General features: G+C 61.5%; 22 protein-coding genes. 10 read left to right on the forward strand and 12 right to left on the reverse strand.

What is annotated here, in order from left to right; genetic code table 11:
• The first annotated feature begins 126 nt into the window (after positions 1–126).
• From ACX80X_RS19190 to ACX80X_RS19205, 4 genes are all read left to right on the forward strand, one after another.
• Positions 127–1,497, forward strand: a complete 1,371-nt coding sequence (locus tag ACX80X_RS19190; RefSeq protein WP_459310360.1) for an NAD-dependent succinate-semialdehyde dehydrogenase — start codon at positions 127–129, stop codon at positions 1,495–1,497.
• A gap of 305 nt (positions 1,498–1,802) precedes the next feature.
• Positions 1,803–2,411 (forward strand): cysteine hydrolase family protein, encoded by a 609-nt coding sequence (locus ACX80X_RS19195; RefSeq protein ID WP_459310361.1) that lies wholly within the window; start codon positions 1,803–1,805, stop codon positions 2,409–2,411.
• A complete protein-coding gene (locus ACX80X_RS19200) occupies positions 2,327–3,037 on the forward strand; it encodes an alpha/beta hydrolase (RefSeq protein WP_459313070.1) in 711 nt (236 codons plus the stop codon). The genes ACX80X_RS19195 and ACX80X_RS19200 overlap by 85 nt, the downstream gene beginning before the upstream one ends.
• A 116-nt stretch (positions 3,038–3,153) precedes the next feature.
• On the forward strand, positions 3,154–3,612 hold the full coding sequence (locus ACX80X_RS19205) for a VOC family protein (RefSeq protein WP_459310363.1): 459 nt from the start codon (positions 3,154–3,156) through the stop codon (positions 3,610–3,612).
• 184 nt (positions 3,613–3,796) lie between these two features.
• On the opposite strand, the gene ACX80X_RS19210 is transcribed toward ACX80X_RS19205, so the two are convergent.
• From ACX80X_RS19210 to ACX80X_RS19240, 7 genes are read right to left on the reverse strand one after another with little or no spacing between them, the layout of a single operon-like run.
• A complete protein-coding gene (locus ACX80X_RS19210; protein ID WP_459313072.1) occupies positions 3,797–4,990 on the reverse strand; it encodes a thiolase family protein in 1,194 nt (397 codons plus the stop codon).
• Between the two features lie 45 nt (positions 4,991–5,035).
• Positions 5,036–5,779, reverse strand: coding sequence for a 3-oxoacyl-ACP reductase FabG (gene fabG, locus ACX80X_RS19215; RefSeq protein WP_252602974.1), 744 nt, complete (start codon positions 5,777–5,779; stop codon positions 5,036–5,038).
• Between the two features lie 33 nt (positions 5,780–5,812).
• Positions 5,813–6,832 (reverse strand): cyclase family protein, encoded by a 1,020-nt coding sequence (locus ACX80X_RS19220; protein WP_459310174.1) that lies wholly within the window; start codon positions 6,830–6,832, stop codon positions 5,813–5,815.
• Entirely contained in the window at positions 6,829–7,956 is a 1,128-nt protein-coding gene (locus tag ACX80X_RS19225; RefSeq protein ID WP_459310173.1) for a zinc-dependent alcohol dehydrogenase, read from the reverse strand. Before ACX80X_RS19225 ends, ACX80X_RS19220 begins: the two co-directional genes overlap by 4 nt.
• A gap of 31 nt (positions 7,957–7,987) precedes the next feature.
• Positions 7,988–9,103 carry a mandelate racemase/muconate lactonizing enzyme family protein gene (locus ACX80X_RS19230; protein WP_459313074.1) on the reverse strand — a complete coding sequence of 372 codons (1,116 nt, stop codon included), beginning with the start codon at positions 9,101–9,103 and terminating at the stop codon, positions 7,988–7,990.
• Between the two features lie 25 nt (positions 9,104–9,128).
• A complete protein-coding gene (locus ACX80X_RS19235) occupies positions 9,129–9,908 on the reverse strand; it encodes a CoA-transferase subunit beta (protein ID WP_252602983.1) in 780 nt (259 codons plus the stop codon).
• Entirely contained in the window at positions 9,905–10,924 is a 1,020-nt protein-coding gene (locus ACX80X_RS19240) for a CoA transferase subunit A (RefSeq protein ID WP_104063589.1), read from the reverse strand. The genes ACX80X_RS19235 and ACX80X_RS19240 overlap by 4 nt, the downstream gene beginning before the upstream one ends.
• A 193-nt stretch (positions 10,925–11,117) precedes the next feature.
• Here ACX80X_RS19240 and ACX80X_RS19245 point away from each other — a divergent pair, with 193 nt between their 5' ends.
• From ACX80X_RS19245 to ACX80X_RS19255, 3 genes are all read left to right on the forward strand, one after another.
• Complete coding sequence (locus tag ACX80X_RS19245; protein ID WP_459310171.1) at positions 11,118–12,014, forward strand: LysR family transcriptional regulator; 897 nt, start codon at positions 11,118–11,120, stop codon at positions 12,012–12,014.
• A 242-nt stretch (positions 12,015–12,256) separates the two neighbouring features.
• Complete coding sequence (locus ACX80X_RS19250; RefSeq protein WP_459310170.1) at positions 12,257–13,735, forward strand: Nramp family divalent metal transporter; 1,479 nt, start codon at positions 12,257–12,259, stop codon at positions 13,733–13,735.
• Positions 13,736–13,811: 76 nt separating this feature from the next.
• Positions 13,812–14,681, forward strand: coding sequence for an NAD(P)-dependent oxidoreductase (locus ACX80X_RS19255; RefSeq protein WP_459310169.1), 870 nt, complete (start codon positions 13,812–13,814; stop codon positions 14,679–14,681).
• Positions 14,682–14,860: 179 nt separating this feature from the next.
• On the opposite strand, the gene ACX80X_RS19260 is transcribed toward ACX80X_RS19255, so the two are convergent.
• Positions 14,861–15,844, reverse strand: a complete 984-nt coding sequence (locus ACX80X_RS19260) for an NAD(P)-dependent alcohol dehydrogenase (protein WP_459313076.1) — start codon at positions 15,842–15,844, stop codon at positions 14,861–14,863.
• Positions 15,845–15,902: 58 nt separating this feature from the next.
• Entirely contained in the window at positions 15,903–16,214 is a 312-nt protein-coding gene (locus ACX80X_RS19265) for a hypothetical protein (protein WP_459310167.1), read from the reverse strand.
• An 85-nt stretch (positions 16,215–16,299) separates the two neighbouring features.
• On the opposite strand from ACX80X_RS19265, the gene ACX80X_RS19270 reads away from it, so the two are divergent.
• Positions 16,300–16,875: a TetR/AcrR family transcriptional regulator gene (locus ACX80X_RS19270; protein ID WP_459310166.1), complete on the forward strand. Its 576-nt coding sequence runs from the start codon at positions 16,300–16,302 to the stop codon at positions 16,873–16,875.
• A 157-nt stretch (positions 16,876–17,032) separates the two neighbouring features.
• Positions 17,033–17,674, forward strand: a complete 642-nt coding sequence (locus ACX80X_RS19275) for an NADPH-dependent F420 reductase (RefSeq protein ID WP_058932670.1) — start codon at positions 17,033–17,035, stop codon at positions 17,672–17,674.
• Between the two features lie 117 nt (positions 17,675–17,791).
• Here ACX80X_RS19275 and ACX80X_RS19280 read toward each other — a convergent pair whose 3' ends face one another.
• Genes ACX80X_RS19280 through ACX80X_RS19290 form a run of 3 tightly spaced genes read right to left on the reverse strand, consistent with a single transcriptional unit; the run spans position 17,792 to position 21,800 of the window.
• Positions 17,792–18,898 carry an NAD(P)-dependent alcohol dehydrogenase gene (locus ACX80X_RS19280; RefSeq protein WP_459310165.1) on the reverse strand — a complete coding sequence of 369 codons (1,107 nt, stop codon included), beginning with the start codon at positions 18,896–18,898 and terminating at the stop codon, positions 17,792–17,794.
• Between the two features lie 32 nt (positions 18,899–18,930).
• Positions 18,931–20,382, reverse strand: a complete 1,452-nt coding sequence (locus tag ACX80X_RS19285; RefSeq protein WP_252603003.1) for an aldehyde dehydrogenase — start codon at positions 20,380–20,382, stop codon at positions 18,931–18,933.
• 59 nt (positions 20,383–20,441) lie between these two features.
• Positions 20,442–21,800 carry an MFS transporter gene (locus tag ACX80X_RS19290; RefSeq protein ID WP_252603005.1) on the reverse strand — a complete coding sequence of 453 codons (1,359 nt, stop codon included), beginning with the start codon at positions 21,798–21,800 and terminating at the stop codon, positions 20,442–20,444.
• A gap of 167 nt (positions 21,801–21,967) precedes the next feature.
• Between ACX80X_RS19290 and ACX80X_RS19295 the strand changes: the two genes are divergently transcribed.
• Positions 21,968–22,801 carry a PaaX family transcriptional regulator gene (locus ACX80X_RS19295; protein WP_459310164.1) on the forward strand — a complete coding sequence of 278 codons (834 nt, stop codon included), beginning with the start codon at positions 21,968–21,970 and terminating at the stop codon, positions 22,799–22,801.
• The last annotated feature ends 99 nt before the right edge of the window (positions 22,802–22,900 follow it).

The raw sequence follows: 22,900 nt of genomic DNA on the forward strand, positions 1-22,900 counted from the left end.
CCCGAACTTCGCAACCGACGCCGACATCCTGACCCCGGCCTGATCAGCACCACCACCGCCGGCCCGGGAAGGACAGCCCGCCAAGCCATCCTTCCCGGGCCGCCCTCAGTACGATGAAGGTTTTCAATGAAGAAATATGCAACCGTCGACCCCACCAGCGGCAATGTGGTGCAGGAATTTGACAGCATGACAGACGCAGAGGTGGCCGCTTCCCTGACGCGCTCCCACGCTGCCTACCGGTCCTGGCACACGAAGGACCTCGCAGAACGCTGCGCGCTCCTGCAGCGCATCGCCGATCTCCACCGGCAGCACGCCATCGACCTTGCCAAACTGATGACGCTCGAGATGGGCAAGCCCATCACCCAGGCCAAGGCCGAAGTCGAGCTATCCGCTGCCATCTATGAGTACTACGCCACCTCGGGCCAACAGTTGCTCGCCGACGAAGAACTCGACATCGCCGGTGCGGGCCGGGCAATCGTCCGGACAGCTCCCATCGGACCACTCCTGGGCGTCATGCCGTGGAACTTCCCGTACTACCAGATGGCACGGTTCGTCGCCCCCAACCTGCTGCTGGGCAACACCATCTTGCTCAAGCACGCCAGCAACTGCCCGCAACAAGCCCTGCGCATTGCCGAAATCATCGACGCGGCCGGGGCCCCGGAAGGCGTCTACCAGAACCTCTTCGCCACCTCCGGACAGGTCGCGGACATCATCGCCAGCCCCAAACTCCAAGGCGTTTCCCTCACCGGATCAGAGCGTGCAGGCAGTGCCATAGGCGCACTCGCCGGCCAATACCTGAAGAAGTGCGTCCTCGAACTCGGCGGCTCCGACCCGTTCCTCGTACTTCCCGCAGCCGATATCGACAAGGCCGCCAGCGCGGCAGCGGCAGGCCGATTCGGGAACGCCGGCCAAGCCTGCACGTCGCCGAAAAGGCTCATCATCGACTCGTCCAACTGGGACAAATTCCTTGAAGCGTTCCTGGCGAAAGCCGCAGAATGGCAAACCGGGGACCCCATGAGCGAAGACACGCGCCTCGGTCCCATGTCCACCGCCCAGGCCCGGGCAGAACTGGCCGAACAAGTTGACGATGCCGTGTCCAAGGGAGCGACCGTCCACCTGGGCGGAGCCGTCCCGGAAGGCCGCGGCGCGTACTACCCGGCGACCGTCCTCTCCGGCGTCACGCCCGAAATGCGCGCCTACCGAGAGGAGCTTTTCGGTCCCGTGGCGATCCTCTACCGCGTGGATTCCGTGGATGAGGCGATCAGCCTGGCCAACGATTCGCCCTACGGGCTCGGCAGCGCGGTCTTCACCGACGACCAGAAGCAGGCCGCCTACGTCACCGACCGCCTCGAGGTCGGCATGGTGGGAATCAACACCACCATCAAGAGTGCCCCCGACCTCCCGTTCGGCGGAGTCAAGGCCTCCGGCATAGGCCGCGAACTCGGCAAATTCGGACTCAACGAGTTCGCGAACAAGAAACTCATCCGCATCATCTGAGGCCCGACACAAAATAGGAGAGTCCATGCGCGCAGCAGTCTATTACGGCAAAAACAAACTTGAAATCGAAGACATACCGGAACCGTTCTTGGTCGATCCAGCCGGCTGATCCCAGCAGAGTACACGCAATCGATGACGACACACGATAAGGCTGGGCCTGCCACTGCAGGTCCAGCCTTCAGTGTGCGGCCTGGCTATTCGGGGAAGCGGCACGGTGGACAGCCATGGGAATAAAATACCTCGAAAAGTTAGTTGTTGGTTAAAGTAATTCTGGCGAACACAGCAATCACCAAACAGGAGACACCATGGACAACACACCCCTCGATGTCAGTAAGACCGCACTGTTACTGATAGACCTTCAGAACGACAATGTCCATCAGGACGGGGCGTTCGCATCCTTCGGTGCCGCCGCCCATGCAGTTGAGCAGGGCTTGGTCCCCCACGTGGGGCAACTGCTCGAATGGGCACGCAACGAGTCAATGCCGATCATCCACAACCGCATCGTGTTCTACCCCGGTGGCGACTTCGGCGGGACGAATGCCCCCATCTTCCGGATGATCGGCCCGGAGTCACTAAAGCTCGGATCCTGGGGTGCAGACGCGCTGGAGGGGCTGGGGGCGCTGGCGGACGAGCCTGTCCTGATCCGCAATCGGATGAGCTGCTTCAACGGCAGCGGACTGGATATTTTGTTACGGAATACCGGGGTCACCACGGTAATAGTGGCAGGCGTCTGGACAAACATGGCCGTGGAACATACCGTGCGTGACGCAGCGGACCACGGGTACCGCACAATCCTGGTAACGGACGCAACATCGAGCATCAACGCAGAGTGGCACGACGCCGCACTCAGCTATGCCTTGACGAACATCGCCGAATTCCAGTCAACCGGCGAAATTACGGGGGCGGCCGTTTGAGTACGCTACCCCAACCGACCATCGCGTGGCAGTCCCCGGACGATCCGCGCAAGCCCTTGGTCGTCTTGCTTCACGGGCGCGGGTCACGCGAAACGGACATCATTGCGTTGGCGAATTACCTCCCGGCCGGTCCGGCCTACGCGGCTGTGCGTGCACCTCTCGCAGAGGGCCCGGGGTTTGCCTGGTTTGCGAACCGTGGCATCGGCCGCCCTATATCCGCGTCCCTCACGGAGACCATGGCATGGTTTACGGACTGGCTGGACAGTGTTGCGCCGGCCGAGCGGCCCGTGATCCTTGTTGGCTTTAGCGGGGGTGCCGCCTTCGCTGGGGGTCTCGTATTGAACGATCCTGACCGCTTCGCAGGTGCGGCAATCCTCTACGGAACCCTGCCCTTCGACGCTGGCGTGCCGACGACGCCGGGCCGACTCCAGGGCATTCCAATGTTCGTAGCGCACGGTGACGCTGATTCGGTCGTACCGGCCGAGTTGCTGAGATCCACCTGGAGCTATCTCACTGAAGAGTCAGGTGCGCAGACAATTGCCATCCGTTCGGCCGGCGGCCACAGCATAGGACAAGACGACGCAACCGCCCTCGCGCACTGGATCACGGACCTGCAGGGGCCTTAGGCCACGCAGGAGGACCGCGGCCACTTATAAGGAATTTACATAACCGATAGCCCAATAAATATTGGACGCCATAAGGGACCGAAGCAGATACTTAAGTAACGACGAAAGGAATTCCCATGGCTTATCTTCGCCTCCATCACGTGAACGTCACTTCAGATGACATGCACTCCCTCAGCGACTTCTATCGCGACGCTCTCGGCCTGCCGTTGCTGCCTTCGCCGAAAATGATCGCAACCACCCATGCGGCCGACGCCGGAGTCACCGATGGAAACGCTGAATGGGAAGAGGGAGCACGCTTCTTTGAGGCTGGCGACCCCGAGGAACTTCAGGTGCACGCCACACGGCGCCAGGCGTACCTTGCCCTGCAGGAAGGGCACTCTGTAAATCCCCTTGTTGGGGGCCACTTTGCCTTCCGGACCGACGATATTGAAGCCATCAAGGCCCGGCTGACAGAACACAACATCCCCTTCGACGACTGGGGCATCTGGTCCGTTGAAGGGTGGCACCAGATCTTCCTGACGGACCCGGCCGGAAACATGATCGAGATTCACCAGGTGAAGGAAGCAAAGGCGTAGCCCTGCACTCCGGACTGGCCCTGACGGCCGTTGCGTACCCTCCCCGGGGATGCAACGGCCGTCGCCCATTTAAGTCGTGAAACGGCCGACCAACAGCCCAACGATTTCCAAGGAAGTCAACGACGCACAGATGCCCGGCTGGAGCGTTCCAACCGGGCATCGTGTTGCATTGCTCCTGCTTCCGTCAGGCGGGGGAGGTGACATTTTCAAGGACAACTGCCAAGCCCTGGCCCACGCCGATGCAGATCGCGGCGACGCCCCAGCGCTCACCGGAGGCCTGCAGGGACCGGGCGAGGGTGCCCAGGATCCGGGTGCCGGACGCTCCCAGCGGGTGGCCCATGGCGAGTGCGCCGCCGTGCCGGTTCACGATTCCCGGGTCGATGCCCCAGGCGTTGATGCAGGCCAGGGACTGCGCGGCGAATGCTTCGTTAAGTTCGACGGCGCCTACCTGGTCCCAGCCGATGCCCGCCTTCGCGAGGGCCTTGTTCGCGGCCTCCACCGGGGCGTAACCGAAGAACTGGGGGTCGTTGCCGTGCGCGCCGCGGCCGGCGATGCGGGCCAGCGGTTCGAGCCCGAGCAGCCCGGCGGCGTTCTCGGAGCCGATCCAGGCCGCGGAGGCGCCGTCGGACAGCGGGGAAGCGTTCCCGGCGGTGACGGTGCCGTTCTCGGTGCGGAACACGGTCTTCAGCCCGGCCAGCTTCTCTGCCGAGGACCCGGCGCGGATGCCCTCGTCCCGGACCAGGTCCGTGCCGGGGACCGGTGCGACGAGGTTGTCGTAGAAGCCCTCGTCCCAGGCGGCGGCGGAGAGGTTGTGCGAGTTCGCCGCGAACTCGTCCTGCTGCTCGCGGGTCACCCCGTACTTCTCGCGGAGCCGCTCGGTGGCCTCGCCCAGGGAGATGGTCCACTCCTTCGGCATGGCCTTGTTCACCAGCCGCCAGCCCAGCGTGGTGGACGCCAGGGTCATGTCCCCGGCCGGGTAGGGCTTCTCCGTCTTAGGCAGGACCCAGGGGGCGCGGGACATCGACTCGGCGCCGCCCACCAGCATCAACTCGGCGTCGCCGGCGTTGATCTGGCGCGAGGCGATGATCGCCGCGTCCAGGGAGGAACCGCAGAGCCGGTTCACGGACGTGCCCGGGATCGAGACCGGCAGCCCGGCCAGCAGCGTGCCCATCCGGGCGATATTCCGGTTCTCCTCGCCCGCGCCGTTGGCGTTGCCAAACACCACCTCGTCGATCCGCTCCGGGTCCAGCCCGGGGGCCCGCTTCACGGATTCGGTGATGACGTGGGCGGCAAGGTCATCCGGGCGGACGGCGGCAAGGCCGGAGCCGAACTTACCGAACGGGGTGCGCACGGCGTCGTACACAAAAGCCTGATTCATAATGGTCCTCTTCTTTCCTATTGTCTTGGAGCCGTGAAACGCGAATTAGATGTTTCGTCCGCCCGCGATCTCCAGCACCGTGCCCGTCATATAGCTGGACAGGTCACTCGCAAGGAACAGGATTACCGAGGCCACTTCCTCCGGTTCCCCAAAGCGTGCGAGCGGCACCTCGGAGAGGCGTGCCTCGAGTACTTCAGGCTTCATAGAATCGATCAAGGCCGTGCGGATGATTCCGGGCTGGACAGCGTTGACTCTCACGTTGGCGAAGCCGACTTCCTTGGCGGCGGCCTTGGTCAGGCCCACAATGCCGGCCTTGGCAGAGCTGTAGTTTGTCTGGCCCGGATTCCCGACCTTTCCGGAGATTGAGGACACGTTGATGATCGATCCACCGCTAGGCTGCTCACGCATGATGCCCGCCGCGGCGCGGGTGCCGAGCCAGGCTCCCTTGAGGTGAACGGATATGACGGCGTCGAAGTCTTCTTCAGACATCTTCCGCATGGTGGCATCGCGGGTGAACCCTGCGTTGTTGACCCACACGTCGAGTCCGCCGAAGCTTTCACGCGCCGTCCGCGCGAGAGTGTCGACGTCGTCCGCTGACGTCACGTTGCAGCCAATCCCTACGGCACGGCCACCAATACCCAGGCCCGCTGCCGCTTTGGCGGCCTGCTCGGCGTCAAGGTCACCGATGACTACATTCGCACCTTCCCGCGCGAACGCCACCGCGGTGGCCAGTCCCAGGCCGTTGGCACCGCCTGTTATCACGGCTGTGCGATTCTTCAGCAGTTCCATGTACTTCTCCATTCAGTTGTGTTTGCGGGGCGGTCACCGGATTGCGACCGCGTTGGACGGCGAACCAACGCCACCAGGCAACCTGAGCGGCGTTGCGGCGACCATGCAGTCATACTGCCCGTCGGCCTGGCAAGCCTCGGCCAGTTCGTCAAGCTGCCAGAGTTCGCCAATAGCGAGGCCAAGCAACGGTATGAGGATCCGGTGCAGCATGCCGGTATGTGAGGACGCGGGCAATGTCCCCCGCGTGTCGGCATGGACAGTGAGATCCGATGCACTTGCCGGCCAGACTTCCAAGGCGACGTTGTCGGCGGCCGCGAGAGCTATACGATTGTCCCAAAACCATGCAGCAGTGTCGTGGCTCTGTTCCAAACCCACTGACACGAGAGGGGCGCCGGACAATGTGTCAACCCCTGTTTGGGCGTCACGCTTGATCTGGTCGAGGCGATTGCCCAACCAGCCGAAACGCAGCATCAGGATATCGCCTGGTTCGATGCCAACCCCTTGATGCCGGGCTGTTTCCTCCAGCACGCGGACCGGTACGGACCGCGGCTGGGAGTAATCGATGGGGTCCCCAATATGCTCCAGGTACCGCCCGACGTCGAGCAAGACAGCCCTGCCCACGATGCCGTGTTCGGCATAGCGCTGGATTCCCAGGGTCGGGTCTCCGGCGACCAATTTCTCTGGGTCGGCGCCGTTGTAGAAGCCGTAGTCCGGGTGACCGAAATGGCGAAGTCCGTCTATCTGGCTCGTTGCCTGCGGAAAAAGGTTGTCAATCCTGTCGTCCCGATGGAACTCGTTCAGTCCGAAGACAGTGTGCTGCAAGGAGCCGCGGTGGGAAATTAGCGGCGATGGAAAGGCATCTAAGGGAAGGTCAAGGGAGTAGGTTAGACCGCCACGGACCAAGCCAGCGGCCCGGATCCTTCGCGCCGGAGTCAGGAAGTTGAGGGTGCCGAGATCGTCGTTCGCGCCGAATATTCCCCAACTGCTGCCCGGTGGCGCGTCAGTGCGGCCCAACAAGTCGTGGTAACTGGGTAGGCCGTCCTGATGGTTCACGCGTCGTTCATGGATGTCGCATCGCCCCTGTCAGGTAAATCCGGGATGAGCAGGACCTTGCAGGATTCCTCGGACAGGAGTTCGATGGCTTCGTCGAGAGCAGACAGTGGAAGGCGATGAGTGATGAACTTGGACAGGTCCAGTTTGCCGCTGGCCACCAACTCTGCAATCTTCTCCCAGGTTCCCCAGAGAGCGCGGCCGAAGCTACCGGTGAAGGTAAGGCCCTTCTTAATCAAGTAGGCAGCGACATCCACCTCAATCGAACGGCCCGGAATTCCGACGGCGACGATCGTCGCCTCCTTACGCAGTGCTTCAAGGAGCGGCGGCAGTGCTGCAGGGGCCCCGGAGGCTTCGAAGGCGACATCGAAACCGAACTTGGCGCCTGAGAGCCCACGGCAGGCGCCTATAACATCGTCCGTGGGGGCAAGCGGTGTTGCCCCCAGTTCTGCGATCAGGCCCCTGCGGTAGGCGTTCGGTTCAACAACCACCACGTTGCCTGCGCCCAGCGCGCGGGCGATCGCAGCTATGAACAGGCCCACTGGGCCTCCACCGCTGATCACCACATCAGCTCCGGCAAGGTCAACTTTTGATCGCTGGATGGCGTGCATGGCTACCCCAGCCGGTTCCAAGAGGGCGGCCTGTTCAAGGGGAAAATCCTGGGGCAACTTGAAGCAGGCCGTGGCCGGGACGACAAGCCGTTCGGCGAAGCCGCCGTCCAGGTGCAGTCCAAGCAATTTCATGTTGAGGCAGTTGTGGGCGTTTCCGTTACGACACGGGTAGCAGTCCCAGCAGGCGACGTGGGATTCGAGCGCCACCGTGTCCCCGATAGTCAGAGAGTCAACGGCGGATCCGACTTCAATGATTGTGCCAGCGCACTCGTGCCCCAGCACTACCGGGATGTCGAGGTTAAACGCCTGCGCCATGGGTGAGTACTCGTAGAGCTCGCGATCGGTTCCGCAGACCGAGGCTGCTGCGATCTGAATTCTTACCTCATCCACGGAAATTCGCCGTTCGGGATAGGCGCTGACGAAATTGGCACCGCGTTCGGGCTTTGCCTTGACCACGGCGCGCATTGTGCCGATTACATGGAACGATTCTGTCTCGGGAGCACTAAGGGACGTCATTGTGTTGAACCATTCTTCTAGGACTTACCGATTATGAGGCCGGGGCGCCGTCGACGCGGTAGAAGGCGAGCTTTTCCTCGTCGATCCTCGCTCCAACGCCGGCACCCTCCGGTACGTGTATCCGGCCTTCCCGGATGACGAGTGGATCGGCCAGGAGATCGTCGGCCATGTCGAGGAAGTTCGAAAGCTCTCCTGCACGGCGACTTGTGGCCTCATACGCAGCGCCGAACACCACTGTGGCGATGGTCCCGATCTGAGTGTCGATCTGGTTGCCCATGTAGACGTCTACACCGAGTCCGGTGGCCAGTCCCAGTATTTCTTGGGACTCAGTGAAACCGGTCCGTGCAGTCTTGATGCAGAGGCCGTTGCAGCCACCGGAGAGCAGCTCACGTGAAGCATCCCCTGCAGTCGGCACGCTTTCATCACCCACGATCGGGATCGCTGACATCTCCACCAGCCGACGGCGGCCCATTGCTTCCTTGGCGTCGCAGGGCTCCTCGAGGAAACTCAGGCCGAGGCCCTCAGTACGGCGCAGAACTTCAATTGCTTCGTTGGCAGTCCAACCGCGGTTGGCGTCCAGATAGAGTTCCACGTCCTCGCCCAGCCCCTCGCGCAGTACATGGCACGCTTCGACGTCGAGGGCCAGCGGGCGCCTGCCCACTTTGAGTTTGAAGGTGGTGATGCCGTAGTCCTCACCGAAGCGCTGGGCTTCTTCGAGTAGCACCTCGGGCTCTTTGAAGCCGAGCATATGGCTGACCCGCATAGAGGGGGCAAAGCCCCCCAGGAGGCTCCAAACTGAGCTGCCCGTAGCCTGGCCGATGGTGTCCCAGAGGGCGATGTCGATTCCGCCCTTGGCCGTGTTGTTGTGAACCGTCCGTCGAAGCACCTGTTGGACCAACTGGCGGCGAAACGGATCCAACCCAGTCAGTGCGGGGGCGAATATGCCGTTGATGACAGCGACGATGGAAGCCTGCGTCTCGCCGTATGTGTAGGGCCGGGGCGGAATGTCCGCCTGGCCGATGATCCCGGTATCGGTGTGGATCCGCAGCAGGACGTGGTCTGCCGTCGTGACTTCGCCACTGGCAAACTTTAACGGCCTGACGTAAGGGATCTCGTAGGGAATTGCCTCTATGCGTTCAATCTTCATGTCCGTGATGTTCTCTCTGTGGCTGTCAGCGGAGGTAGACCCTGCGCGGGTCGATTTCATAACGCAGCAGCCGGAGTTCTTCGGCTGTGGGTTGAGGAGTGACCCTGAGGTCGTTGGAGACTTTAAGGTCCCATCCGGTATTCTCGCGGACCTGCTGAACGGAAATACCTTCATGGACGGCCGACAGCTGTAGCTCATCATGCACACCCGAACGCGTAAGGATTCCGAGCTCCGTGATGACCTTCGTCACGCCTGCTCCCCTGACCCGGCCGCCCTCAGCAAGTGCACGGTCCGGCCCTGGCGAGGTGCAGAAGTCCAACTGCTCCACAAAGGTGCGGGCATCATGACGGCGCATCACGACGAAGACTTCCTTGGAATTAGCAGCCACTTCAACGGCTCCGCCCGATCCGGGCAGCCTCACCTTGGGCTTCTCCCAAGGCCCGATCACAGAAGAATTCAGGTTGCCCCACTTGTCGATCTGCGCTGCGCCAAGGAAACCGACGTCGATGTGGCCGCCTTGGAGGACGTAGCCGAACAGGACCGGCATTGAAAGAACTGCCTCAGCTCCCGTAATGAGGACGGCGTCTGCAATCGTTTCAGGAAGGTGGGAGGGATGGGCCCCACAGACACCGGACTCGTAGACGATTTCGAGATCAGGGGCGGAGGTCATGCTCGCCAGCGATACTGCAAGAGTTGGGAGCCCGATTCCGGCGAAGACCGTGTTGCGGCCTGCCAGTTCTCTCGAGGCGACGACAGTGAGCAGCTCGGTGGCGCTGATGCTTATGTCGGGGGCCAATGAGGTCATTGCGCTTCCTTAGTGTTGTCTCCGGCGCTGTCGGCCGACTCTAGCCGTGTTCCATAGTTGACCTGACCGCTCAGGGCCTGTCCGACGCGGAGCCGGGCTAGCGCGCCCTCGCCAAGCTTGGCCAGATACTCTGCGTGATCTTTGGTCCCGTATATCCACTCCTCCATCCATCTTGACAGGCTGACCGGGTCGGCGCTGATGCCTGACCATGAACGGTAAAAGTCGTTGTCCCGGTCGGAGTACCCCTGTGAAAAGGACGGATGGGTGGCCCCGGGGCATTCAACAACAGCATCCACGGCGAGTGCCGGAATCACGGTTCGGTTCGGGTCCGCCCTAATCACGTCGTCGTCAACGATCTCCTCAACGACGACTATGGCGCGTTTGGCCGCGAAGACTGCTTCGGCCTGAATTCCTGTCAGGCCCCACATCTGTGTGTTTCCTGACCGGTCAGCCCGCTGGGCATGCACGATGGTGACGTCCGGATTGATAGGAGGCACGACGTAGATCTCTTCGTACAGCCCGTCCTCATCGGGATAGGGCGAGCTGACCTTGCGCATGCCTTTCTGGATGCTGGGAAGGTCGGATCCGAAATAGGACCGGAGAGGGTAGAACGGTAATCGTTGCGCCCCGGCCAGGTAGCGGCAGATCATTCCGTAGTGGCTATATTCCTGGTAATCGAGCGGGGCGGGCTCCGACCGTTCCACGCGTCGGCGCAGCTCCCCCAGGGATCCGGCCGAGGAGTTGCCGACGAACGAGGACACAAGTGTGCTGATGCATCCGCCGGCCAGCATTTGATCCACCACGATATCCGCGGTCATGCGGACCAGCGTCAGATTCTTCCGGCGCTGGCGGATGATCTCATGGCCAGCGGCCGTAGGTATCGCGTGCGTAAACCCCTCAATTGCCACGACGTCGCCGTCGTGGACGAACCGGGCAATCGCTTCCTGCATGGAGAGCGCTTTGTTTTTGGTCCTGCCGGGGGAAGCCCCCACTGGCAGCGTGGTCGACGCTGGCATGGTCAACTTGGAACTCCTTCGATACGCAGGGAACGTCGCGTCCTGTTGCTCTACCTTCCCAAACGAACTTATTTGACGTCCAATACCAATAAGGGTCGACGTTATCTATGCTTTAGATATATCGACCGGTGACGCGACCGCCGCGCACGCCGCGTGGCCTCTTACGACCGACAACCACAACGAGGGGTAGGCAGTGGAATTCAAGGAACTCGAGGCGTTCGTCGCCGTGGCCGAAGAACTGCATTTCAGCCGTGCGGCTGAACGGCTGCAAATTGCGCAGCCTCCGCTCAGCTACCGGATCCAACAACTGGAAAAGCAACTCAAGATCAAGCTTTTTAATAGGAATACGCGCTCTGTTACGCTCACGGACGCCGGCGAGAGACTCCTCGGCCCGGCCCGCAGGGTCCTCGCCGATGTCGAACTGGCGAAGGCGGCCGCGCACTCGCTCACGGCCGGTGAATCGGGCCGCGTTCGCCTGGGTTTCGCGGGGGCTTCAAGCAGCAAGATCCTACCGCCGCTGGCCCAGGAGGTTCGGCGACGTTATCCCGGCATCGATTTTGTACTGCAGGGGCAGGTCTACGCCTACGCAGCCTTGGACCAGGTGGTCAGCGGCCGTCTTGACATGGGCTTCGTCCGACTCCCAATCAACCACCCTGACGTCAGTTACCGAATAGTCGAACACGAGCGACTTATCTGCGCCCTCCCCTCTTCGCACCCACTCGCGCGGGAAAAGGAAGTCTCACTTGAGCAGCTTGCCGACGACCCGTTCATCAGTTTTCCGGCCGAAGGAGGCTCCTCTCTGCGGGCCGCCTTGCTCGAGTCCTGCGCACGAGTGGGGATCACACCGAGGATCGTGCAGGAGGCTCCAGATTCCTACACGATTCTTGCCCTCGTGGCGGCCGGTGCAGGTGCCACTCTGACACTTACATCCGTGCAACATGTTCAACCCACCGGTGTGACATATCTGCCGATTGCCGGGGAACCAATCTGGCTTCATGCCGCCATCGCGTGGCGCACTGACAACGCATCACCGGCCCTGGCCCGCGTCCTTGAAGTTTTCGACGAGGTTCTCCCAGGGCCTGTCGCTTAGCGCTATCCCCACCAGCCCGCACTCGATATATCTAGATTTCTAATTGAATGATCGCCCATTGGTATTTGTGTTAGATAGCTGGAGGTCCGTAGCCTTCTCGTAGGAGCTGTTACGAAGGTCACACCCGGCATCCATGCCGGATGCGGCAGCAAGCAGCGCTCCACCCGCCACAGCGACGCTGCCGCCAATGCCGGCAACAGCGAACGCGCTATAGGACACCTCGACGAGAATGAGCCAAGGCCATGAAATTGAATGATCCCCAAGCAGCCAAGGGGCTGGAGGGCAAAGAAGCCTCCGGTTCCGCTGGCCGTGAGAAAATGGGCCGGCTTCCGGCCCTGCGCTGGGCAGAGCTGCCCAAGCCCGTCGGACTCCGTAAAATGCTCGGCCCGGGCATCATCCTGGTAGCCGTCGGCATCGGATCGGGCGAATACATTTCCCACCCTTACATCACCAGCCAGGTTGGGCTGACCTTCCTTTGGGCCGCAGCAGTCGGGCTGGGTCTTCAGTACTTCATCAACACTGAGGTAGCACGCTACACACTCGCCACGGGCGAAACAGCCGTTACCGGATTCACGCGACTCTGGCGCGGCTGGGCTCCGCTGTTTGTCATCATGACCGTAGTTCCATTCGCCTGGCCGGGCTGGATGAGCAGCGCTGCCACCATGGTGACCTTCACCGCCGGCGGGCAGGGAAGTGTCCAATGGATCGCTGTCGGCGGCCTCGTCATCATCGGGCTAGTACTTACCCTCTCGCCGATCGTCTATAAGACGGTGGAGAAGATCGAGTTCCTGAAGGTCATCGCGATCCTGGTCTTCGCCGTCGTGATTATCCTGTTCGTCATCGGCTGGGAACCGTGGGCCGCGCTGCCCGCGGCGGCTGTCCAGAGTGCCGGGCGCATGCCCGAGGGCATCCCGGCAGCATTCCTTGTCACGGCTATGGTCTTCGCCGGTGGCGGGGGCGCGCTCAATCTGACCGTCAGCAACTACATCCGAGATAAAGGCTGGGGCATGGGAGCCCATGCACCGCGAATTGTCTCGCCGATCACGGGCCACGAAGAAGCCGGCTCTGCCACGGGGACGCAGTTTGAAATCACCCCGGAGAGTGAGGGGCACTGGAAGATTTGGTGGAAGAATGCGAAGACCGAACAGTTCTGGTCCTTCTTCGTCATCGGCCTGTTCACCATCGTGATCTTCTCGCTTCTCGCCTACCGGCTGATGCCCGTTGGTAGCTACCAAGGCAAGGGCGACCTGTCGTTCATTCAGGTACAGGCCAACATCATCGGTGAGCAGTTCGGCGGCCCGCTGCAGACGTTCTATCTGCTCATCGGCACCGTTGCGTTGATGTTCGCGAATCTGGCAGTGGTGGATATCGTGGCCCGTGTTGTCGCCGACGTTCTTGCTGTCAGCTACCTTCGTGACCACAAGTTCTGGACCGAAGCAAAAATCTACAGCACATGCGTATGGACCATGATCGTGCTCGGCGTCATCATCCTCAGTGTGGGCGTCACCCAGCCCATCACCCTTCTGGCCATGGCTGCAATCCTCAACTGCGGGGTCATGGTGGTTTACTGCGCACTCCTCATCCGGCTGAACCGCCGCCTGCACAAAGTAGTCCGCATCAATCGCCCGCGCATCGCAGCCCTGGGCATTGCAGTCCTCTTCTACTCAGGGGTTGCCATCTTCACCACGGTCACTCAGATTCAATCCCTCACGGGCGCGTAAAACCATGAGGCGTGACCGGGCTTTGATGCCCGGTCACGCTTCCTGCGCGTTCCCACCACACGAAAGGATGCTTGGCATGAGCACCCCCCAGATCACCTTCATTGGCGCCGGTGCCATCGGCCTCCCCATGGCCGTGCGAGCCGCCGCAGCAGGCGCCGTAACAGCCGTGGATACGTCAGCTGAGCGTCTCGCGGAAGCCCGCTCGCACGGACTCCAGACGTCAGAATCATTGGCTGCAACCTCCCCCGCCGATATCGTGCTGGTCATGGTGGCGACGGCACAGCAGGCCGTAGCGGTCCTGAACGGACCTGATGGCGTCTACGCTACGGCGGACCCCGGAGCCGTCGTCGTCGTCCTCTCCACCCTAGGCCCCGACGCCATGCAGAAGCTGGCGGCCGAACGCCCAGCCGGAGGCCCCGTGCTGCTGGATGTCCCGGTTACCGGAGGAATCCCGGGGGCAGTTGCCGGAACCCTGACCCTTTTTGCCGCCGGAGACCCGGACGCCATCGAGCAAATACGACCCGTGCTGGAGACGATGGGGAAGGTGGTCTTTTCCGGGCCCAATGTCGGCGACGGGCAGTCCTACAAGATCGTCAACCAGCTCCTGGCCACCAGCCAACTGGTAGTAGCCGCTGAAGCCCTCGCCTTCGCCGAACGGCTCGGCCTCGATACCGGCAAGGTCTTCGACGCGGTAAGGGGAGGCGCCGGAGGATCCTGGATGCTGGAAAATTACGGCCCCCGAATGCTCGACACGAACACCGCTGACATCGCGGCACGCGTAGACATCTTCCTAAAGGACGCAGCCCTGGTGGGCGAGACGGCAGAGCGGATTGGCTTTGAAGGCAAGATGGCAACAGCGACTGTCGCCGTCCTGGAACGCGCTGTTGCCTTGGGGCTCGCAGCCCGCGACGCTTCCAGCGTAATCGACGTCTACCGGCAAAAGTGACCCCGCGGGGTACAACCCCCTCACGCGGCAAAGCTTGCTGAGCGAGGGGGGCGTCCCGCTGGCTAGAAGACGATGACCGGCTTGATCGTCTTCCCGCTCTTGGAATCCTCGAAGCCTTGGTTGATATCGTCAAGAGCGTAGTCATTGACGAGCTTCTCGAAGGGAAAACGGCCCTCTTTCTACAGCTGGATCAGCCGTGGAATAAAGACCTGTGGGACGGAGCTGCCCTGGACCACGGTTTTGAAGGTCCAACCTTTCACAAGCGAAGCGCCGATCTCGAAACTGACCTCAGTACCAGGCTTTGCCGCGCCAACCAGAGCAACCGTTCCGCGAACGCCCAGTGAATCGGCTGCCTGACGGAGGAGCGCAGGAATGCCAGTAGTGTCCACCACATAGTCAACTCCGGCGTCAGCTGTGATTTCTCGGAGCCGATCCGCCAGATTTTCCGTCTTTGAGTTTATGACGTGAGTGGCACCGAGCTCGCGGGCGAGCTCCAGGCGGGCATCGTGAATATCGACGGCGATGATGGTGGCACAATCTGCCACCCGTGCCGCCATGACTGCGGCGCAGCCGACAGCGCCCGTGCCGAAAACGGCAAGCGAAGACCCGATTTCAGGCCGGAGCTCATTGAGGACGGTGCCTGCACCCGTGTTGATGCCACAACCGAGTGGACCCAGGTGCTCAAGAGGGACATCCTTGTCAACGCGGACTATGGATTCTTCGACCACGTTTGCGTGGGTGGCGAAGGATGACTGGCCAAAGAAGTGGGACGAAATGGCCTCGCCGTCCTTACTCAGTGCGGTGGCACCGTCCAGACGGCGGCCGCCGAAATCGGCAGCCATCAGGTTCTCACAGTAAGCCATCTGGCCGTTCCGGCAGCGCTTGCAATGGCCGCAGTATGCGGCTGCCAACACCACATGGTCGCCCGGCACCACCGAGACAACCGAGTCGCCGACCTCCTCGACGATGCCAGCCCCCTCGTGGCCGAGAACGGCGGGCAGCGGGGTGGGATAGATTCCATCGCGAACGAGAGTGTCCGTGTGGCAGATCCCGGTCGCAACCATGCGGACTCTGACTTCGTTGTGTCGCAGGGCGTCGAGTTCAAGCTGTTCAATGGTGAATGGTGCGCCGTTCTTGCGCGCGACAGCGGCAGTTATCTGCACTGCAATCTCCTTGTCAATGATGGCCGGGATGAGCAAGCACCCCAAGATTGCGAAACCGCTAATTGCGTTTCGCGCGGCGCTGCGCTCTGGTGCGCGTCGCCCGTCCTATCTGGGTCTGGAGCAACAAGAGGCGCGGCACCGCGAGGTACACGGCAGTGGGGACCACCACAAGGGTCAGTACGAACGCTCGCAGGACCGGATGCCACTGCGGAACCAATGCTCCCAGCGCGCACATCCCCGTGGCCGCCAGCGGAAATATCGCCAACCAGGTCACGACGGCCCTCACATGCACGGATGCCATACCGACGCCCCTGTGATGATGCACGTCGATTTCGTCCGCTGCAAGCAGCGCCTTGCCGTCGTGCTCCACTCAATCTCCAAACGTTTGGTTGGAGTTGATATTACTGAGCACGGCCTTGCAAATGCAAACGACCGGTTGGAGATAAAATGGCGGCATGGCCTGGGACACTGACGCGACACGAAAGAAGATCCTTGATGCAGCCATTGCCGAGTTTTCAGAACGCGGCTTCTCCGGTGCACGCATCCATCAGATATCCCAGAACTCAGCGTGTAATCGCGAACGGATCTACTTCTATTTCGGCGGCAAGACCCAACTCTTCGAAGCGGCATTGACGCACCAACTCGTCACCGCCTTGGACGACCTTCCCGTCATCGGCTCAGGCCCCGAAGCCATTGCCGATTTTGCGGGCCGCTACTTTGACTTTTCCAGAAGCCGGCCAAGTCTCGCACGACTAACTTTCTGGGAGGGTCTCGAACGGGGCCATCCTGTCGGCGCCGAGGGCCGGGCCCTCCATTCGTCGAACAAGGTATCCGAGATCCGTGCCGCGCTCCCCGCAATAAGCGAAGCCGGTGCTGAGGACCTCCTGCTGACAATCGTCACTCTGTGCCATGCCTGGATATCGACCCCGAACGTTCATCTCGTTATTACCGGCGAGCCGGACGAGGAACGCAGGCGCGCAGCCATCATGCGGGTCAGTGAACTGCTGGCTTTCGACGCAGGTACGGACTAGACACCCTGAGCAAATGGCCAGGCAATCGGCCCAGCAAGATACTTGACGCTTCAACTTTCCTGCCCTATATTTAATTGTAGCTTCAAGTATCGATCCTCCAGAAGAACAGAATCCGATGAAAAACCTCCTTGCCCGCGTATTCGGAAAGAAGAACCACATGACGAACCTGACAATCATTGGAAACGGCACCATGGCTCGTGGCATTGCCACCCGCGCCCTCGCCGGCGGCCACACGATTGAGATCCTCGGACAAGACGCGACCAAAGCGCGGAAGCTTGCCACCGAGCTTGGCACCGGCGTCACCTTCGGCACGACGGACGATGCCCCCCAGGGTGACATCGTGGTGTTGGCCGTGCCCTTCGACGCCGCCAAGTCGGTCGTCAGCGCCTATGGCGAAGCTTTGGCCGGCAAGACCATCGTGGACATCACCAACCCCGTGAACTTCGATACCTTCGATTCCCTCGTTGTGGAACCCGGCAACTCAGCCGCCGAAGAAATCGCCCAACTCACGCCGGCAGGTTCGAACGTCGTGAAGGCCTTCAACACGACCTTTGCGGGCACCCTGGTTGCCGGCGAGTCAGGTGGACAGCCACTGGATGTCTTCATCGCCGGAGACAATGCGGGTGCCAACGCGGCCGTCAGCAACCTCGTCAGCGGCGGCGGCATGCGCCCGCTCGTCGTCGGTCCACTCAAACGCGCAAGGGAACTCGAGGGCTTCCAGTTCGTGCTCATGACCATGCAGGCAAACCCCGAGTTCGCCGATTTCAACTGGGACACTGGCCTCTTGGTCACCAAGTAGTTCAACCGGGCGACAGCCCCCGGACACAGGAAGAGGACGACGGCGGGTACGCACCCGCCGTCGTCCTCTTCCTGCGTGAGGTTCACGAATCCTCGCCGTCAGGTGACTACCAGACTGCTAGAAGACAATGACAGGCTTGACGACCGTTCCATTGGCGGAGTCCTCGAAGCCCTGGTTGATCTCACTCAAGGCGTAGTTGCGCATCAGCTTGTCCATGGGGAAACGGCCTTCCTTCCACAACTCGATGAGCTTGGGAATGAATACTTGGGGCACTGAGCTGCCTTGGATCACGGTCTTGAACGTCCAGCCCTTAACCAGGGAGAGGCCGATTTCGAAGGACACCTCTGTCCCGGGTTTTGCGGCGCCTACCAAGGCCAAGGTTCCACGGAGGGCAAGAGCATCGGCCGCTTTGCGGAGCAGTTCCGGACGGGCCGTTGTGTCGATCACGTAATCGGCGCCGCGGCCATCCGTCAGACGAAGGATCTCGTCCGTGAGGTCCGCTTCCTGCGTGTTGATGACGTCCGTCGCTCCGAGTTCCTTGGCGAGATCCAGCCGGGAGGTGTGGATGTCCACTGCAATGATGCGTGCGCACCCTGCCACCCCGCCGGCCATGATGGCACCGGATCCTACGGCTCCGGTGCCGATGACCACGAGCGTACTGTTCAACGCCGGCTTAAGTTCGTTGAGCACCGCACCGGCTCCGGTCTGGATGCCGCAACCCAAGGGTGCAACAACCTCGAGCGGGACGTCGGAACCGACCCGAACGACGCTTTCCTCGACGACGTTGGCGTATGTGGCGAATGACGACTGACCGAAGAAGTGGGAGGAAACCACTTCGCCGTCCTTGCTCAGTGCCGTGCTTCCGTCAGGCCTCCTGCCGCCGAAGTCTGCCGCGAAGAGGTTCTCGCAGTACGCCATCTCGCCGGATCGGCAGCGGTCACATTTTCCGCAATATGCGGCCGCGAGCAGTACATGGTCGCCCGGCTGCACCGTTGTGACGGAAGACCCTATCTGCTCCACAATTCCTGCCCCTTCGTGTCCAAGGACGGCGGGCAAGGGTGTCGGATAGACCTGATCTCGGACGATGGCGTCCGTGTGGCACACGCCAGTGGCCACCATCCTTACGAGCACTTCATTCGGGCGGAGATCGTCCAGCTCAAGTTTTTCAATCGTGAGCGGCTGCCGCGGCTCACGGGCTACTGCTGCGGTTACCTGCATGGTCATGTTTTTCCTGTTCGGATACGTCGGCTGTTGATTCAGAACGGGTACTGCTGGTCGGACTGCTCCACGGTGATCCACTTCAGTTCCGTGAACTCGTTGATGACGGCCCTGCCATCGAACCTGCCGTAGCCGCTGTTCTTCATGCCGCCGTATGGAGCCTGGGCCTCGTTCTGGACGGTTGCCCCGTTGACATGGACGTGTCCTGCCTGAATTCGCATGGCAACCTGCAAGGCCCGGGTGCTGTCAGCGCCGAAAACGGCGGCGGCAAGGCCGTATTCGGTGTCATTTGCCACCTGGACCGCCTCTTCGATGCCAGAGACGCGGACTACCGTGGTGATGGGTCCGAAGGTTTCCTGGTCGTAGATAGACATTTCCGGGCTTACCTTGTCGATGATCGTGGCAGGCATTGCAGCACCGTTGGCACGGTCACCGACTACAAGCTCAGCACCTTTGGCCAGTGCGTCATCGATGAGTGCGTTGATGCGTGCGCCAGACTCTTCGCGGATCATGGGTCCGACGATGCAGGTCTCGTCCGTGAAGGGGTCTCCGGCGCTCAGCTGCGCCGCGCGTGCCGCGAACTTCGCGACAAATTCGTCGGCAACACTCTCATCAACTACGAACCGTTCGGTGGACATGCAGATCTGGCCCTGGTAGAGGAATGATCCGAAGACAGCCGCATTGACGGCGCCGTCGATGTCGGCGTCATCGAGGACGACGAACGGTGCCTTGCCGCCGAGTTCAAGAAGTACGGGCTTGAGGTAGCGGGCAGCCTTTTCGGCAATGATGCGTCCTACTGCTGTGGATCCGGTGAAGTTGATTCGGCGAACCGCCGGATGCGCGATGATCGCTTCCACCACCCGGTCAGAGTCCTCAGCGGTGCTTGTCAGGAAGTTCAGGACACCGGCGGGTACGCCGGCCTCGTGCAAGACCTCCGCAATGATTGCGTGGGTCCGTGGGCTGGTTTCCGAGGCTCGGAAGACCACCGTGTTGCCGCAAACGATGGGATAGGCAAGGGCCCGGGCTGCGAGCACGCCGGCCCCGTTCCAGGGTGCCATGCTGAGGACCACGCCGGCGGGCTGGCGCACAGTCATCGAGAGTGTGCCCGGCTTGTCCGTCGGAAGCGTCTCACCCTGAATCTGGGTGGCAAGTCCAGCGGCTTCGCGGAACAGCTGCGCCGTGAGGAACACATTGAATCCGGCCCAGAGCTGTGCCGCACCAACTTCCGCCATCATCGTTTCGATGAACTCCGGGCCGCGTCGCTCCATGATCTCGGCGGCCTTCAGCATCACGGCGCGTCGTTCGCTGGGACCGGTGGTGGACCATGTGGCAAATGCCTTCGAGGCAGATTCAACAGCATCGAGTGCGTCATTCACATCTGCTGCAGCGCTCTCGGTCACGAGTGCGCCTGTCACCGGGTGCCGCCGCTCAAAAGTCTTGCCTTCGCGGCCGGCACGAGCCTGGTTGTCAATGATGAGTTGCGTTTGCAAGGGGGTCTCCTTAGTTGATGCCGGTCCGGCCGGCATCGGTGTGGTCGGCTATTTGGTTCTTAGTGATGGGTATTGTTGCTGGTCGTATCAGTCGCGGGGGTCTCGCCAGTAGTAGTTCCCCGCGTTGCCGCGTCGGGTAGGCCCGGTACGGTCAGAACGGCTACTACGCCAATGCCGGCGGCGATGGCCCACACGGAGAAGTTGATGAAGTTGCCGAGTGCAGCTGCCACGAGGACGCCACCACCGGAGATCGCCAGTACTGCGCCGATCCGCCCCACGCCCAGCGTGATTCCGAGGGCGGTGGCTCGGGTTGCGCCGGAGAAGTACGTGGCAACGAAGCCGTTTACCAGTATTTGCGCTCCCACTGATCCGAAGCCGACAACTGCCACCAGGGCGTACATGGCCACGAGAGGCATGATGCCTGTTCCCATCAGGACAAGGGCGATTCCGGAGCTGGCAAAGGCGACGGCCGTTACCCGGCGGGGACCGAACCGGTCAGCCAGACGGGAGGACACCAGAACACCTACGACGGCTCCAATGTTGACGGTGAGGAGGAATGTCAGCGAAGAAGCCAGAGAGTACTTGGCGATGATCATGAGCTGTGGCAGCCAGGTGTTCAGCCCGTATACGAGCGTTTGGCCACAGATTCCGGCCAGGCAGAACAGGATCATTGCGCCAAGCAGGCGTCCAGTCAGGAGCGTGCGGAAACGGCCGGGTTCGGGGGCGTCGGTGTGAACCCGTGCCGGCGGCAGCAGGTCCAGCCCGTATTCGGCGACGATGCGTTCCGCGTTGGCCCGGTCACCTTTCGCTGCGAGGAAGGCCGGGGACTCGGGAAGGTATTTGAACAGCAGCGGGACAACGGTGACGAGTGGAATACCGCCCAAGGCGAGCATGCCCTGGAATCCCAGCGACGGCAGGAACGCGAGAGCAAGAAGTGCGGCGAGAATGCCTCCGACAGCGTAGCCGGAGAACATCAGGGCGTTATTGAAGTTGCGTCGGTTCGACTTTGAGAACTCCACGGTAAGTGCGATGGCCGTCGGGATGACACCACCGAGTCCGAGGCCTGCCAGGAAGCGGAACAAACCAAAGAGTTCAGGGGTCGGCGCCCAGGCGGTCAAGAGCATCAGCGAAGAGAAGGCCGCGATGGAAACCATCATGACCTTCCGGCGGCCGACGATGTCGGTGAGGTATCCGATGAGGATGGCGCCAATAAACATGCCAGCCAAGGCGTAGCTGCCGATGGCACCGGTCTCCACCGGCGTCAGGCCCCAGGGCTCGTAAGCCAGGAGCTTGGGAACAATGGCGCCATAGACAACGAGGTCATAGCCGTCGAAGACGATGGCAAGGAAACACAAAAAGATGACGACGGCGGGCGACTTGCGCGGGCGGGCCGACGATGATGATTGGGGGAACGTCATTAGGGGCTCCAGGTGATATACACAACGTTGTGATGTGCCAGAGATAGGTGGGTGACCGTCTGTGATCTGACCCACAATCGAATGTAACATGAAAATGTCGTTCGTCAATAGACGTGTTGCACGTTTAGGGATGCATGACTCACCCAGCTGACACTTAGAGGAGTCTTATGCAGTGGAAACCAAGAGCCCTGATCCTGGACCTGTTCGGCGACTACCTTCGATATGCCGGCAGCGAGGTTCGGCTTGCCGACATCACGGAACTCCTAGCGGTCTTTGACATCGAAGCAGCCACAGTCCGCGTCAACCTTTCCCGCCTACGCAAAGAGGGGTGGTTCACTACGAGGCGCATCGGGCGGGAAACGGTCTACTCACTGACTCCCCACATGCTTGAGATCCTCAACGAGGGGCGAGAGCGGATCTTCCGACGTCGGGACGAGACCTGGCAGGGGCGCTGGACCATGGCCATCTACCAAGTCCCAGAAGCCGAACGTGCCGTCCGTGAACAGCTCCGAAAGCAACTCGCATGGCACGGGTTTGGCCAGCTGTCGCCATCAACCTGGCTGAGCCCACACGACCTCATCTCCGAGGTCCGCGAAATCGCCGCCGAGAACCCGCTGGCCAAGGTGGATGCGCTTTGGTGCGGAACCGGCGACCTGCAGGAGGACAGGGGGCTCGCCGCCCGCTGCTGGGATTTGGATCAGCTGGGCGCCGACTACCGGCACTTCATCCACAACTACGCCGCTCTGGATAACGAGGGTGTAAATGCGGACAAGGACGGTCGGACGGCCCTCATCGAACGGATGCATGTCATCGGCGACTTCCGCCGCTTCCCGTTCCGTGATCCTTACCTGCCCCGCGAACTGCAGCCCGATAGCTGGCCCAGCAGTGAGGCCTACACCCTGTTCGGTGCCGTGCACCGCCAGCTCGGGCCCGCAGCCACGGAATTCATCTCCAGCATCATCGGCCAGTCCGTGGGGCAGGGCCAGGAGGTAGCGTCGTAGACACGACCCCCGCCGGCCATTGAGAAACATGTAACAAATAGTTGACGTTCAGCGCAGATTGGTTACATAATTGCAGTGAGACCTTTCTCACCGATTTTC

It is taken from the genome of Pseudarthrobacter sp. MDT3-1 (genome assembly GCF_054510755.1).

Coding starts and splice junctions, on each gene's coding strand:
- ACX80X_RS19190 (WP_459310360.1), top strand. CDS start 127: ATGAAGAAATATGCAACCGTCGACCCCACCAGCGGCAATGTGGTGCAG.
- ACX80X_RS19195 (WP_459310361.1), top strand. CDS start 1,803: ATGGACAACACACCCCTCGATGTCAGTAAGACCGCACTGTTACTGATA.
- ACX80X_RS19205 (WP_459310363.1), top strand. CDS start 3,154: ATGGCTTATCTTCGCCTCCATCACGTGAACGTCACTTCAGATGACATG.
- ACX80X_RS19210 (WP_459313072.1), bottom strand. CDS start 4,990: ATGAATCAGGCTTTTGTGTACGACGCCGTGCGCACCCCGTTCGGTAAG.
- fabG (WP_252602974.1), bottom strand. CDS start 5,779: ATGGAACTGCTGAAGAATCGCACAGCCGTGATAACAGGCGGTGCCAAC.
- ACX80X_RS19225 (WP_459310173.1), bottom strand. CDS start 7,956: ATGACGTCCCTTAGTGCTCCCGAGACAGAATCGTTCCATGTAATCGGC.
- ACX80X_RS19230 (WP_459313074.1), bottom strand. CDS start 9,103: ATGAAGATTGAACGCATAGAGGCAATTCCCTACGAGATCCCTTACGTC.
- ACX80X_RS19235 (WP_252602983.1), bottom strand. CDS start 9,908: ATGACCTCATTGGCCCCCGACATAAGCATCAGCGCCACCGAGCTGCTC.
- ACX80X_RS19240 (WP_104063589.1), bottom strand. CDS start 10,924: ATGCCAGCGTCGACCACGCTGCCAGTGGGGGCTTCCCCCGGCAGGACC.
- ACX80X_RS19250 (WP_459310170.1), top strand. CDS start 12,257: ATGAAATTGAATGATCCCCAAGCAGCCAAGGGGCTGGAGGGCAAAGAA.
- ACX80X_RS19255 (WP_459310169.1), top strand. CDS start 13,812: ATGAGCACCCCCCAGATCACCTTCATTGGCGCCGGTGCCATCGGCCTC.
- ACX80X_RS19270 (WP_459310166.1), top strand. CDS start 16,300: ATGGCCTGGGACACTGACGCGACACGAAAGAAGATCCTTGATGCAGCC.
- ACX80X_RS19275 (WP_058932670.1), top strand. CDS start 17,033: ATGACGAACCTGACAATCATTGGAAACGGCACCATGGCTCGTGGCATT.
- ACX80X_RS19280 (WP_459310165.1), bottom strand. CDS start 18,898: ATGACCATGCAGGTAACCGCAGCAGTAGCCCGTGAGCCGCGGCAGCCG.
- ACX80X_RS19290 (WP_252603005.1), bottom strand. CDS start 21,800: ATGACGTTCCCCCAATCATCATCGTCGGCCCGCCCGCGCAAGTCGCCC.
- ACX80X_RS19295 (WP_459310164.1), top strand. CDS start 21,968: ATGCAGTGGAAACCAAGAGCCCTGATCCTGGACCTGTTCGGCGACTAC.